The sequence below is a fragment of the Pedobacter sp. genome (assembly GCF_039594775.1).
In the GTDB taxonomy this organism is placed as follows: Bacteria; Bacteroidota; Bacteroidia; order Sphingobacteriales; family Sphingobacteriaceae; genus Pedobacter.
On sequence record NZ_JBCNMT010000001.1, the window covers coordinates 1,257,494 to 1,271,796 of the forward strand.

Genomic DNA, 14,303 nt, shown 5'->3' on the forward strand with positions numbered 1-14,303 from the left:
TCTGCGTCTTGTTATTGAAGTTGTATCCATACAGCTTTATTAACCAAAACAACTTTAATGAAAAAGAGCTTATTTTTAATTCTCTGCTGCCTATTAACTACGAAAGTCTTCGCACAAAATCATCAGTTAAGTGGACGAGTTTTATCTACTGCTAACAATGAGCCTATTGGTTATGCCGCGGTGCTATTGACCGAGCAATCAGACTCCACTAAAAGAAATGGGGCACTTACTGGCCATAATGGAGATTTTTTATTGAAGGACTTAAAGAACGGCAAGTATGTACTCAAAATATCAGCTTTGGGGTATAAAGCGATTGTTAAGCCCATTGAAATAAACGCTAAAAATTTGGAATTGGGAACTTTAACAATGACTGAAGATGCTGTCTCTTTAAAAGAAGTAAACGTAACTGGGCAGCAAGCTAATGTGAAAATTAAGCCAGATACCATCGAATATAACGCTGGAGCATTTAAAACGCAACCTAACGCGGCTGTTGAGGAGCTATTGAAGAAGCTTCCTGGAGTAGAGATAGATAGAGATGGTAATATTCTGGTACAGGGGCAAAAGGTTTCTAGGTTAACAGTTGACGGTAAGGACTTTTTTGGCACGGATCCTAAAACAGCGACCAAAAACCTACCAGCAGATGCCATTGCTAAGGTGCAGGTAGTTGATAGTAAAACATTGGAGGCAAAAGCTACTGGAGTAGATGATGGGCAGCGTGAAAAGGTATTAAACCTGATCATCAAGGAAGATAAAAAGAAAGGCTGGTTTGGAAATGCGAACCTATCAGGAGGTACTACGGATCGATATAACAGTTACCTGAGCGCAAATCATTTCAACAAGAACCTACAATTCGCTGTATTAGGAATGAGCAATAACGTGAGCAATGCCAGTTTCCAGATTGAGGACCTTAATAGCTTTACAGGCGGAAACATTGGGAATATTTTTGCTCCACCTGCAGGGGGCAGTTTTTCTATCAATGTAAACAATGGTCGTACTACTATTGGTGGTTCTGGTGTGTTCGATAATAGTGCAATTGGAGAGGTAACTACTCACAGTGGAGGGCTTAATTATAGCAACAGCTGGGGTAAAAATAATAAACTGGCCATTAGCGGCAGTTATTTTACCTATTTTTCAAAAGGCATAGGCGATAGGTTCTCGAGTATTCAGGACGTTAACAAAGATGATGTACTTCGTACTTCGGAAGTTTTGAACCGTAACTCTGACAATGAAGCCCATCGATTTAATTTTAGGTTAGAATATCATCCAGATTCATTGACAGATATTACATTTAGGCCTAATGTTATTCTCAATTATACAACCAACATTAATGATAGAAACTTCAAATCAGCATTTGATGCCGCTGGAAAAAGTAATGATGGACGTCAATATTTCAATCAAAAAAATAATACACCTGCACTCTTTGGAGAATTTTCTGTGCTTCGTCGTTTTGGCAAAGGCTCTATTTCATTAAGGTTAAATGGAACCCAAAATACTTATCATGCAAATTGGATAAATAAATATTTGATTACCGACTATACCAGCGGGACACCAGACCCTACGCTTCTTGATCAACAAGCTGACCAAGAAAATGTGGCGAAAACCTATACGGCTAACCTTAACTACATGCGTCAGTTGAGTAAGAAATGGAGTGCTAATGCAGGCTATATCTATAATCAAAGTATGGTAGATGCGCAGCAGCTAACTTTTAATTATAACGAAGTTACCGATAGATATGAAACGGTTGTTCCCGATTTATCAAATAGCATCGACAATAAAAACTGGTTGCAGGCTGCTCGATTTGGATTCATCCACACCCGTACGCAATGGACTTATAATTTTGGCTTTGGATTACAGCAAACAGGTTTGGACGCCACAACTTTCAGTAACGCGGGCGTAAATACCAACCATCTGGATAGAAAATATTACAATATTTTACCACGATTGACCATCAATTTTAAGAATAAAGCCAATCATACCATACAATTAAATTATAACTCTTCGGTGAACCTGCCTTCTGTTAATGATTTGCAACCTATACAAAACAACACTAATCCAGTATATCAAAGAATTGGTAATCCAAATCTAGAGGCGGTTAAAAATCATCGTATGGCTATCAATTTCAATACATTTAGCGCCGATAACAATAAATACTGGAATGGCTATTTCTTAATTAACTATGCTTTTGATGACATCGGTAGTAGTATAAATTATGTAAAGGGTGGCCAGCAAGTACAGCCTAGAAATGTAGATGGAAACTATTTTATCAGAACTGGAACTTTCTTTGGTCAACCTACTAAAATTAAAGGCTTAAGAATGGGATATGGACTTAACCTCTTTATGTCACATACTTCTTCCTTCATCAATGAAGAAAAAAATATCACCAACAGATATAACATTGGACCAAATACCAACTTCAGTTATGATATAGATGATAAGTTAAATACAGGTATCTATCTGGGGGTACAATATAGCAAAGTGAACAACTCACAGCCTGCGGCAATTGATAACAAATATTTTAGTTTTTTCAATAATGCAAGTTTAAGTTGGGAATTTGTGAAGAACCTACGTATTAGTGCTGAATTACAGCATAACGGTACTGCAGGTAGGGCCGATGGGTTCAATAACAACGTTTTTTTGCTAAACGCAGGATTGGAACAGTTTTTAATGAAGCGTAAAATTACTTTGGCAATCAGAGGTTTTGATATTCTGAACCAAAATACAAATATTGACAGGACCGTAAATGCAAGCCGCATGGAGGATGTTCGCTTCAATACCATTACCCGCTATTTCTATCTGTCGTTAAACTATAAAATTTCCAGAGCAGGGGCTACCAATACACGGTCAAACCCTCGGAATACGGTTGGTTAAAACATGTAAAACTAAAAGGATTGGCAAATGCTGCTTTGCATTTATGTCAATCCTTTTAACTTTGTACATGAGCCATATTGAACAGAAAAATAATCCTTTGCACGGTAAAACGCTAGAGCACATTGTTACTCGCTTGAGCGAACATTATGGATGGGCAGAGCTTGGTTATCTTTTACGTTTTAATTGCTTCATTAAGGATCCTAGTGTTGCTTCAAGCCTAAAATTTTTGCGTAAACAAGAATGGGCAAGAAAACAAGTTGAACAACTTTATATTGAAACATTTAAAAACTAAGATGATGAAAAGTGTACTTGCCATATTTGTAGTGCTAACCTTGTTTTTTCAACCCAATGAACTTAATGCAAAAGACAAGGTGCTCGTTTTTTCATTAACGAAGAGTTTTCGTCATCAATCCATTAAAGAAGGTATTATTGCCATTAAAGCCCTTGGGGCAAATAATAGTTTTGAAGTAGATACTACAGAAAGTGTAAATAGCTTCACTTTAGAAAATCTATCGAAATATAAAGCATTGGTTTTTTTAAATCCAACTGGCTCTAATGTTTTTACAGAGGAGCAGAAACAGGCACTCAAAAGCTATATCAATAAAGGTGGTGGGTTGGTCGGCATACATGCGGCTACTGATTTTTGCTTCGAATGGGAATGGTACGGGAAAATGATAGGTGCCTTTTTTACTGACCACCCAAAAGTTCAACAGGCCAAACTGGTATCGGTAAATCCTAAAGATAAATTAATGAAGGGAATTCCTGAAAATTGGCTACATACTGATGAATGGTATAATTTCAAATCATTTAACCCTAATGTAAAAGTATTGGTAAGTGTGGATGAGAGCTCCTATAAGGGCGGTAAAATGGGTAATGATCATCCAATGGTATGGTATCATAAATTTGAAGGTGGAAGAGTGTTCTACACCGGTTTAGGTCATGCCGCCGAAACCTATTCTAATGCATTGTTCCTCAAACAGCTTTTAGCCGGGATTAAATGGGCTATGCGCAAATAATTTATATTTTTGGGAGATATAAAACCGTTTAAAACAATGCCTATTCGTTCTGTTGCTTTTGTCAAGCTCATTATTTTCTTTGTTTCTATAAGTGTAGCACCTTCTGTTTATGCCCAGCGTAATTCACATAGCTTGGAGTTAAATTTGCAAAGGTCAATTGATAATTTTAGTGCTGATAAAAATTTTCTGCAAGGGGCTACCTATGGCGGGGAGTTGATTTATCATTACAATGTGAACAGGAGTCCAAAGAAATGGTCTAGCGATTTGGGCATAAAAAGCATTGACGTTATTTTCAACTACAAGCACATGACCAATGTTACCCGGATTGCAAATCCGCAAAAGGGAGAGTTTGGTGATGCCTATAGCTTGTTAGGGGGATTGACTTTTCCTCTTCTTGATTTAAACAAAGTTGAATTGGCCTTTACACCAGGTTTCGGAATACTGTATGCTGGCGAATCATGGTATAGCAACCAAAATCCAATAGTGGGCAGCCGACTTAATTTTGGGCTTAAAGCGGGCTTAAAGGCTAGTGTGCCTATCAACGAAAAAACAGCCATTTCTGCTAATTTGGATATATTGCATTATTCAAATGGAGGCACCCGTGTTCCAAATAATGGATTAAATACAGTAAGTGTTGGCCTAAGTGTAATTAGGGCTTTAAATAATAATATTGAAGTAAAAACGACATCCTTTGAAGATGAAGGCTACAAAAAGCACAGCTTTGATTTTGGGATTAACATAGGAAGACGGGGAGTGTACCAAAGTAGAGATGGTTTGTATAAAACAGGTTTGTATGGAGGCTATAATTATCATCTAACATCTTATTTGGCTATAGGTGCAGGGATTGACGCCGTTTACTACTACACTATATATGACCCCAATCGAATTTTAGAAACTTTTCAGTCCAAGGCGTCATCTTTAGATAGGTGGCGTGTTGGAGCTGCTATTGGTCCTGATCTATGGATGGGGAAATTAGCTTTTATAGCAAAATATGGCTACTATATACATTACAATAGTTTGTTGCCAGTTAAAACTTACTGGACGGCGGGAGTAAGGTACAAGTTGAATAATTGGCTGGGCTTACAGTCGAAAATATACATTCACCAAACTGAAGCGGATTATGTAGGTTTTGGATTGATGTTCACCAGATAAGATAGCATGATTAGATTGACAGAAGAAACACCGTTGGAAGTACTCAACGACATCAAAAAGGGCGATTTGGTAACTGATACCTTTAGTAAAACTGGTTTGGTAGAAGGTATTGAAATGACTGATGACGGGTTGTATCGTATCTATAGCTTTACTTTGGTAACAGGTCGTGTCATTACTATTAAAAAGTAACTAAGCCAGAGTAGGTATGGTAATCGTAAATGAGCTTCCGTTGCCATTGGAAGAACTTACTTTGATTTCGCCACCTAGTTTGTTAATCATTTCTTTAACCAAGTAAAGCCCAATGCCGCTGCCCTTATTCTGATGAGTGGTTACATAAAACATGTTGAATATTTTTTGTTGATGCTCTAGGTCAATACCGATGCCATTATCTTCAAAAACTAAGTTCAACAATCCTTTTTGGGTCTTTGCAGAAATTTTGATAAAAGGAGCTGCTTTCTTTGGATCCGCATATTTGATTGCATTAGAGATAAGATTCTTACAGATAATGTCCAGCCTGAAGGCGTCAATGCAAATGACAGTGTTTTCAACATCCAGCTTAATGTCTATCTCGATGTCGCTACTATGCTCAAGATCTTGTACAAGATGCTCGAAGAAAGAAGGCAAATGTATTTCATGGATATGTAAATCTGTCCGCTTGTTTTTGGAAAACTGAATTATTTTCAAGATAAAGTCGTCCTGTCGAGAAAGTATCCGCTTCATCAGGGAAAAATATTCATTACGTTGCTTCTCTTCTTCTTCTAGTTCGGCTAAGGCTATAATGCCCTTCAGCGAAGTAATGGGGGACCTAAGGTCATGTGACACGCTATGCGTAAAAAGGTCCATTTCCTCATTTGTTTTCAGAAGCGCTTTGTTTTGTGCCAAAGTGTCTTTTTGCAACACCGATATCTTGTGGATGTATTTTACAGAAATACCAACAATGCAGATGAAAATGATAAATGCCATTAATGTATTGATGGTAAGTACTGCTTTATTAACCAGCCTTGAGTTTTCAGTAAGCGTTTCGTCGAACTCATTACCTTTTTGAGTAAGCAATTTGCAGGTTTTATCTATGCCTCGGGCCAATTGCTCCTTTTCTGCGGGATTAAAAATGGTTTTCTGTTTGATTTGTTTATCAATTGCTTTCCCTTGGTTTTCAAGACTTATTATCAGTTGATCTGCATCTTTCCAAATGCTAATGGCTTTTTTAAATTGGGAAAGCGATTTAAAATTTCGATAAACCCAAATGATATTGTCCAAGTCTTCCGGAATATTTTTTCCCAATAGCAAATGTTTTTTTGAGATAGAATGATGAAGGTTGCTATCTAAAGATATCCTCGCCAAACTATCATTAATAGGTACTTGAAGCTGTGTTAGAAAATTAGCGTAATATTCGGGGTTTGCGGTGAACACATAATTGGTAAGTTGCCTAGAGGCTTCTTGTTGTGCCTTCATATAAATAGACTCGCCAGAAGTAAATGCCCTGATGCCATCTATCGCCTTGAGCCCATAGTGGTTAAGGCCAACAATTAAAGCAATGGAAATAAATATGCAGATTACATAGTTATATATAATGCGTTTGGTTGATTTTACAACAACATTCATTTGAGCGCAATAAGAGAGCGGTTTTTGGTTTATGAGTTAAATATATAAAAAGTAACCATTTAGTTCTCAAAAGTATGGGCAAATCTTTTTGTAGCGTTTGAGATAAATCAAGCGTATTGTTTTAAACAGATAAAAAATGAAAAATACGTTTGCTTTTATTGCTTTGATTGCGGCCATCTTTAGTTTTAATTCTTGCGAGAAGAATGGAAATACTAATATTCGGGAAATAGGTTATGGTACCTCTTTTGGAATGTGCGTGGGCTATTGTGTGAACGATATTGCTGTGAGTGTAAACGAAGTGAAATTCTCTAAGAGAAAGCACGAGACTAATTCTGATATAAAGACTTGTACGAAGAAGATGACGGAGGAGGAACTGAACGAGTTAAAGAAATTAGTTAATCAACACGATTTTGAGAAGTTGCCAGAAGTAATTGGCTGCCCTGATTGTGCAGACGGTGGAGCAGAATGGGTGGCCCTGAAAATAGATGGTAAAATTAAGAAAGTGACCTTTGAATACGGTAATGCACCAAGTACGTTGAAAAAGTTGGTGGCAAAGCTAAAGGAAATTAAAGAAAGCTTTAAAGACTGTAATTAAATACTTATTGAAATCTAATGTTGACACCTCGCGGTAATTTGCGGGGTGTTTTTTATTCAATCTTTCATCATAAACCCGATTGGGGTGGAAATACTTTTTGTAAGCGAGAGGAAACCTCCAAGGTTTTCAAAACCTGCAAGGTTTGTGAAGGGGAAACAAAAAGATTGTAACAGAAAGCGGGACTGTTGTAAGCCAAGAACTACTATAATTGCTTTTCTTCTAAAATGTACGCTTATTTTAAGTTGAAGCAAATTTTGTGTTAAGGTATTTTTAAATGAGAAAATTTTTATCGTAACCTCTTGATAGTTAAAAGAAATTGTTCTACTTTTGCAGTCCCTTAATGTAGGCTAGTTATAAACTGCTAACGGCAAGGAAATTAAATAAATAATAGAAACAAAAAGCAAGAAATGCCAACCATTCAACAATTAGTTAGAAAAGGTAGAGTAGCACTGGAGTTTAAGAGTAAATCTCCAGCGTTGGACAGCTGTCCACAGCGAAGAGGCGTGTGTACCCGTGTATACACTACTACCCCTAAGAAACCAAACTCTGCAATGCGTAAAGTTGCCCGTGTACGTTTAACCAATGGTAAAGAGGTGAATGCCTACATTCCAGGTGAAGGTCACAACTTACAAGAGCACTCAATCGTTTTGATCCGTGGTGGTCGTGTGAAAGATTTACCAGGTGTACGTTACCACATCATCCGTGGTGCTTTAGATACATCAGGTGTAGCTGGTCGTAACCAACGTCGTAGTAAATATGGTACTAAACGCCCTAAACCAGGACAAGCAGCAGCGGCTCCTGCAAAAGGTAAAAAGAAATAATTAGGAGGAAATAAGAAATGAGAAAGTCAAAACCGAAAAAGAGAATTATTCTTCCTGATCCTAAATTTAACGATGTTCAGGTTACAAGATTTGTAAACAACATGATGTTTGACGGTAAAAAATCTATCGCTTACGCTATTTTTTATGATGCTGTAGAATTGGCTGAGAAAAAATCAGGTGAGAACGGATTGGAAATCTTCAAACGTGCATTAGCAAACATCAGCCCTGCTGTAGAGGTTAAATCTCGTCGTGTGGGTGGTGCAAACTTCCAAGTACCTACAGAAGTGCGTCCAGAGCGTAAAACTGCATTGGGTATGAAATGGTTAATCAACTACTCGCGTAAGCGTGGTGAAAAAACCATGAAAGAGAAATTAGCTGGTGAAATGGTAGCGGCAGCTAAAGGTGAAGGTGCAGCAGTTAAGAAAAAAGAGGATACGCACAAAATGGCTGAAGCCAACAAAGCATTCTCTCACTTCAGATTCTAAGAAAAATAAATTGATTACACTGATTTTTGGATTACACTGATTGATATCTGTGAAATCTTTTAATCGGTGTAATCATATATCAAAACAAGATGTCAAGAGATTTAAAATTTACAAGAAATATTGGTATCGCTGCACACATCGATGCTGGTAAAACAACTACTACCGAGCGTATCCTTTATTATGCTGGTGTAAACCACAAAATTGGTGAGGTACACGAAGGTGCATCAACCATGGACTGGATGGTACAAGAGGCTGAACGTGGGATAACCATTACTTCTGCTGCTACTACCGTTTTCTGGAACTACCGTAACAACAAATACCAAGTAAACGTTATTGATACCCCTGGACACGTGGATTTTACCGTAGAGGTAAACCGTTCGTTACGTGTACTTGATGGTTTAGTTTTCTTGTTTTCAGCAGTTGATGGTGTTGAGCCTCAGTCTGAAACCAACTGGAGACTAGCTGATAACTATAAAGTACCACGTATCGGTTTCGTTAACAAAATGGACCGTTCAGGTGCTGACTTCTTAAAAGTAGTTAAGCAAGTTAAAGATATGTTAGGTTCTGATGCAGTTGCATTGCAATTGCCTATCGGTGCTGAAGATAGCTTTAAAGGTGTAGTTGATTTGATCAACAATCGTGGTATTGTTTGGAATGAGCATGATAAAGGAATGACCTTTACTGAAGTGCCAATTCCTGATGATATGGTAGACGAGGTTGCCGAGTACCGTGAGAAATTATTGGAAGCAGTAGCTTCTTACGATGAGTCTTTGATGGAGAAATTCTTCGAAGATCCTAACTCATTAACTGAGCGTGAAATTTTAGATGCTTTACGTGCGGCTGTATTAGATAACGCTATTGTACCTATGGTTTGTGGTTCATCTTTCAAAAACAAAGGTGTACAAACGATGTTGGATCTAGTAATGGAGTTATTGCCTTCGCCACTTGATCAAGAGGCAGTAAAAGGAACTAACCCAGATACAGGTGAAGAAATTTCTCGTAAACCTTCTGTAAACGAGCCTTTCGCAGCATTAGGTTTCAAAATCGCTACTGACCCATTCGTAGGTCGTTTGTGCTTTATCCGTGCTTATTCTGGTAAGTTAGATGCTGGTTCTTATGTATTGAACACTCGTTCAGGTAACAAAGAGCGTATCTCTCGTATCTTCCAAATGCACGCTAACAAGCAAAACCCTATTCCTTTCATCGAAGCTGGTGATATTGGTGCGGTAGTAGGCTTTAAAGATATTAAAACAGGAGATACTTTATCGGACGAAAAACACCCTATCGTGTTAGAGTCGATGACTTTCCCTGAGCCGGTTATTGGTTTAGCAATTGAGCCTAAAACTCAAGCTGACGTAGATAAGTTAGGTATTGCTTTAGGTAAATTAGCTGAAGAGGATCCAACTTTCGTAGTAAAAACTGATGAAGATACTGGTCAAACGGTAATCTCTGGTATGGGTGAGCTTCACTTAGATATCTTAATTGACCGTTTAAAACGTGAATTCAAAGTAGAAGTTAACCAAGGAGCTCCTCAAGTAGCTTATAAAGAGTCTATCCATGGTTCTACAGAACACCGTGAAGTTTACAAAAAACAATCAGGTGGTCGTGGTAAATTCGCTGATATCAAAGTGGTGATTTCTCCAGCAGACGAAGATTTTGATAACTCTAAATCAGCTCTTCAATTCGTTAACGAGATTGTGGGTGGTGCTATTCCTAAAGAGTATATCCCTTCAGTTCAAAAAGGTTTTGAAGCTTCAATGAGCAATGGTGTGTTAGCTGGTTACCCATTATCAGGAATGAAAGTTCGTTTGATCGATGGGTCTTTCCACGCGGTTGACTCTGATGCTTTATCTTTCGAATTAGCTGCTAAAATGGCTTACCGTGAGGCATTGCCTAAGTGTAAACCAGTGTTGATGGAGCCAATCATGAAAATTGAAGTTTTAACTCCAGAAGAAAACATGGGTGATGTAATGGGTGACTTGAACCGTCGTCGTGGACAAATGCAAGGTTTGGATACTCGTAACGGTGCGCAAGTAATCAAAGCACACGTTCCACTTTCGGAAATGTTTGGTTATGTAACTCAATTACGTACTATCACTTCAGGTCGTGCAACTTCAACAATGGAGTTTGACCACTATGAAGCGGCACCTAAAAACGTACAAGACGAAGTTGTTGCTAAGTCTAAAGGTAAAGTTAAAGGTATCGAAGACTAATTAAGATAAAGGAGCAAAGAGCAAGGATAAAAGATATGAGGCCTATGCAATATGGTCTTTAATCCTTGTTCCTTTATCCTTAATTCAAAAATAAATCCGCCGTTAGTTATTAATAGCTCTAACTATCGGTTTAATTAAATAAATAAGATGAGCCAAAGAATTAGAATCAAATTAAAATCTTACGATTACAATTTGGTAGACAAATCTGCTGAGAAAATCGTAAAAACTGTAAAGCCTACAGGCGCAGTAGTTAGCGGACCTATTCCGTTGCCAACAGAGAAAAAAGTTTTCACTGTATTGCGTTCACCACACGTAAACAAGAAAGCTCGTGAGCAGTTCCAATTGTGTGCTTATAAACGTCTTTTAGATATTTATAGCTCAAACTCAAAAACAGTTGATGCTTTAATGAAGCTTGAATTGCCTAGCGGTGTTGAAGTAGAAATCAAAGTTTAATGATTTTAATACAACAATAAAAAATCCCCGATTGAATTTTCAATCGGGGATTTTTTATTTATATCGACAATCCCATTTGTCTTAGTCAAATAACCGCTCTAATACCGACTCTTTTCTTGATGCCGAAACTTCTATTTCAGAACCGTCGCTCAGCTCAAGGGTGCCACCTTCGCCTTTACGATACTTGGTTACATATTCCAGATTGATGATAGCTGAACGGTTTACCCTTAAAAAAAAGATATCATCTAAAACAGCCTCAAACTCTTTCAAGGTTTTAGAAACCATTATCTTCTTGTTTTCTGTGAGAAAGAATACACTATAATTACTCATGGCTTCTACCCTAATAATGTCTTCTTTTTTGATTAGATAAACGCCCTCGGCAGTAGAAAGCGCTACCTTATTGTTGTATGGGAGCCTACGGGCTGGATTTGCCTTTAGCGCTTGTTTTTGCGATAGTTGTGTGGTAAGGCGTTTTACAGCTGCAGCAAGCTCATCGTCGGCAACTGGCTTTAATAAGTAATCCAAAGCATTTATACGTAATGCATTGAGTGTATAAGAATTGTAAGCTGTTACAAAGATGACTTCAAAAGAGATTGAACCTAACTTTTCCAAAAACTGAAAGCCGTCAAGCTCCGGCATTTCAACATCTAAGAAAAGTACATCCGGATTTACTTCCCTAATGTTTGCCAGCGCTTCTAGCGGGTCGTTATAAATTGCCACGACCTCAAGCTGATTAGTATAAGCTGACAATTTTTGTTGCAGCAGCTTGCTCCCACGTACTTCATCATCTAATATTACGGCAGTCATTTTCATCTCAGTTTGCAAGCAAATATCCCCAAAGTTGCTATACCTTTTCTGTCTGATTGAGTATAGTACGGCTTTTAATGAGCCAATTGATACTCTAATTTAGTAATAAAACATGGGCTTAATCAATCATTTTTCTTAATTTGATAAAAAATAAAGCCATGTTAAACAGGAGGTTATCGTTAATAATAAGTTTGCTGATGTTAGGTTTCTCAATATCTGCGCAGCAGCACGGTCGTAAGGCGATTGACTCACTTGAGACCAAACTTCGCATTGCCAAACAGGACACTAATCGGATAAAAATACTACACGCTTTAGGTATGGAGTATCAGTATGACGATTATAAGAAGGCAATTAGTTTGTTTAACGAAGGCATTGAGTTATCTCAAAAACTGAATTGGAAATATGGTTTGGGCTATTGCTACATCGGTAGAGGCGAAGCCATGAGCCATAGAGCCGATAAGACGGGTATTTTAGAGAACTATGAGAAGGCACTTGATATCGCACTTAAAATAAAAGATAAAGGACTCGAAGCACAGGCGTATAATAATATTGGCACCTTTTATAGTAACCAAGGAAATTTGGTAGATGCAATGGAAAATTATCTACTTTCTTTCAAAGCCGCCGAATTGAGTAAAAGAGACAATCTTATTGCTACAGGCTTGTTGAATTTGGGATTAGTTAATTTTAAACAAAATAATTTTGCAAAAGCTCATGAATATCAGCAGCAAGCACTTAAGATATATAAAAAGATAAACAATTATGAAAAAGTAGCGAGTACATTAAGCGCTATTGCCAATAATTATTCAATGGAGGGGAAACCTAAGGAGGCAGAAAAGTACTATCTGCAATCAGTTGAGGTTTATAAGGAACATGGGAATAAAATAGGGCAGGCCATTGTGCTATCTGAAATGGCAATCCTTTACGTGCCAGACTACGAAAAAATACTTTCTTATCAATTGGAGGCGCAGAAAATATTTGAAGAAATCAACCCAAAGCACTACAACTCAATGATGAATTTGGGCAATATAGGTTATACCTATTTAAGTATTGCCAGAGACGGTTTGGCCAGTAAAACTAAAAGTGCAGATTTGCCGAAAAATAAACTGCAACTATTGGACCTTGCTGAAAGAGAAATTAAAAGAGGCTTGGCAATTTCCATACAGTCAAAGAGCAAAGACTGGGAAAGCTATTTTTATGGGACGTTGGCCGAAGTTGATGAACAACGTGGCAATTTCAAAAAAGCCTATGATAATTTCAGGAGATACTCCGAGTTAAACGATTCGCTTTATTCTCAACAAATGAAGAATAAAATAGCTCGTTTAGAAGCACAAAAAGAGGTGGATTTGCGAGACAAAAAAATAGAACTGAATACCTTAAAATTTAGGGCCTACAAATTGTATTTCGCCATTGCAGCGATATTGTTAATTGCGTTGATTGGTGTATTCTTATTCCGGTCTCGTTTAAGGGGATTGAAGCTTAAGCATTACTTAGAAAACCAGGAAGCTGAGCGAAGAGCTAATGAACTACAACACCTTAACAAGTTATGTGAAAGTGAACTCAAAGCCATTAGATCGCAAATGAACCCTCATTTCATTTTTAACGTACTCAACAGTATCGAATATTATATTATGGATAGTGAGCCAGCCGTGGCCGCTAAGTTAATTCAGAAATTTGCAGGTTTAAGTAGGCTGATTTTGGAGAACTCTACACAGAGTATGGTCCCTTTGGATAAGGAATGGAAGGCATTAAAACTATATGTGGAGTTGGAGGCGATGCGATTTAACGATGAATTTACTTATTCTTTTGAAAGCAATGCCACTCACTCAAATACTTTACTCGTACCGCCTATGTTGGTACAACCCCTGATTGAAAATGCAATCCATCATGGTCTTCGTAACCTGAAAGAGAAAAATGGAATTTTGCGTGTTAAACTTGAAGAACTGGAAGGTCAGCTTGTTTTTACTGTTGAAGACAATGGGGTGGGCTTGGAAGCATCAAAAGGAACGCGGAAAGCAAACCCGTTTAAGGAAAAATCAATTGGTTTAGAGTCTATTTCTGATCGGTTGGAGATGGTAAACAACATTATTGAAAATGGCAAAGCAGTTTTTCATCTGGTTGAAAATGAAACTGGTGGATGTACTGCAGTATTGAAACTCCCAATGGTTTTTGTTCCAACAACTGAATAAAGTTAACTCACTCACTCAATCAGTAATCTTACTAGTTGAAAATCTGTATTTGCTCGATAGAGATTTTTAGAGTTTAATAATGGCGTTTCTTTGAATTGATAAGCA

General features: G+C 37.6%; 13 protein-coding genes. 11 read left to right on the plus strand and 2 right to left on the minus strand.

The window, feature by feature from the left end; translation table 11 throughout:
- Positions 1–57: 57 nt before the first annotated feature.
- From ABDV71_RS05305 to ABDV71_RS05325, 5 genes are all read left to right on the plus strand, one after another.
- Positions 58–2,868 (plus strand): outer membrane beta-barrel protein, encoded by a 2,811-nt coding sequence (locus tag ABDV71_RS05305; protein ID WP_343531385.1) that lies wholly within the window; start codon positions 58–60, stop codon positions 2,866–2,868.
- 67 nt (positions 2,869–2,935) lie between these two features.
- A complete protein-coding gene (locus ABDV71_RS05310; protein WP_343531386.1) occupies positions 2,936–3,160 on the plus strand; it encodes a VF530 family protein in 225 nt (74 codons plus the stop codon).
- A gap of 4 nt (positions 3,161–3,164) precedes the next feature.
- Complete coding sequence (locus tag ABDV71_RS05315; protein ID WP_343531387.1) at positions 3,165–3,884, plus strand: ThuA domain-containing protein; 720 nt, start codon at positions 3,165–3,167, stop codon at positions 3,882–3,884.
- 36 nt (positions 3,885–3,920) lie between these two features.
- Positions 3,921–5,036 carry an acyloxyacyl hydrolase gene (locus tag ABDV71_RS05320; protein ID WP_343531388.1) on the plus strand — a complete coding sequence of 372 codons (1,116 nt, stop codon included), beginning with the start codon at positions 3,921–3,923 and terminating at the stop codon, positions 5,034–5,036.
- A gap of 6 nt (positions 5,037–5,042) precedes the next feature.
- Positions 5,043–5,225 (plus strand): hypothetical protein, encoded by a 183-nt coding sequence (locus tag ABDV71_RS05325; protein WP_343531389.1) that lies wholly within the window; start codon positions 5,043–5,045, stop codon positions 5,223–5,225.
- On the opposite strand, the gene ABDV71_RS05330 is transcribed toward ABDV71_RS05325, so the two are convergent.
- Positions 5,226–6,638 (minus strand): HAMP domain-containing sensor histidine kinase, encoded by a 1,413-nt coding sequence (locus ABDV71_RS05330; RefSeq protein ID WP_343531390.1) that lies wholly within the window; start codon positions 6,636–6,638, stop codon positions 5,226–5,228.
- Positions 6,639–6,774: 136 nt separating this feature from the next.
- On the opposite strand from ABDV71_RS05330, the gene ABDV71_RS05335 reads away from it, so the two are divergent.
- From ABDV71_RS05335 to rpsJ, 5 genes are all read left to right on the plus strand, one after another.
- A complete protein-coding gene (locus tag ABDV71_RS05335; protein ID WP_343531391.1) occupies positions 6,775–7,233 on the plus strand; it encodes a hypothetical protein in 459 nt (152 codons plus the stop codon).
- Between the two features lie 407 nt (positions 7,234–7,640).
- Positions 7,641–8,054 carry a 30S ribosomal protein S12 gene (gene rpsL, locus ABDV71_RS05340; RefSeq protein ID WP_010599925.1) on the plus strand — a complete coding sequence of 138 codons (414 nt, stop codon included), beginning with the start codon at positions 7,641–7,643 and terminating at the stop codon, positions 8,052–8,054.
- Positions 8,055–8,071: 17 nt separating this feature from the next.
- On the plus strand, positions 8,072–8,539 hold the full coding sequence (gene rpsG / locus ABDV71_RS05345; RefSeq protein ID WP_113649283.1) for a 30S ribosomal protein S7: 468 nt from the start codon (positions 8,072–8,074) through the stop codon (positions 8,537–8,539).
- A gap of 89 nt (positions 8,540–8,628) precedes the next feature.
- Entirely contained in the window at positions 8,629–10,752 is a 2,124-nt protein-coding gene (fusA, locus tag ABDV71_RS05350; RefSeq protein ID WP_343531392.1) for an elongation factor G, read from the plus strand.
- 147 nt (positions 10,753–10,899) lie between these two features.
- On the plus strand, positions 10,900–11,205 hold the full coding sequence (gene rpsJ, locus ABDV71_RS05355) for a 30S ribosomal protein S10 (protein ID WP_084237698.1): 306 nt from the start codon (positions 10,900–10,902) through the stop codon (positions 11,203–11,205).
- 81 nt (positions 11,206–11,286) lie between these two features.
- Here rpsJ and ABDV71_RS05360 read toward each other — a convergent pair whose 3' ends face one another.
- Positions 11,287–12,012 carry a LytTR family DNA-binding domain-containing protein gene (locus tag ABDV71_RS05360; protein ID WP_343531393.1) on the minus strand — a complete coding sequence of 242 codons (726 nt, stop codon included), beginning with the start codon at positions 12,010–12,012 and terminating at the stop codon, positions 11,287–11,289.
- A 197-nt stretch (positions 12,013–12,209) separates the two neighbouring features.
- On the opposite strand from ABDV71_RS05360, the gene ABDV71_RS05365 reads away from it, so the two are divergent.
- Positions 12,210–14,198, plus strand: a complete 1,989-nt coding sequence (locus ABDV71_RS05365) for a tetratricopeptide repeat protein (protein WP_343531394.1) — start codon at positions 12,210–12,212, stop codon at positions 14,196–14,198.
- The last annotated feature ends 105 nt before the right edge of the window (positions 14,199–14,303 follow it).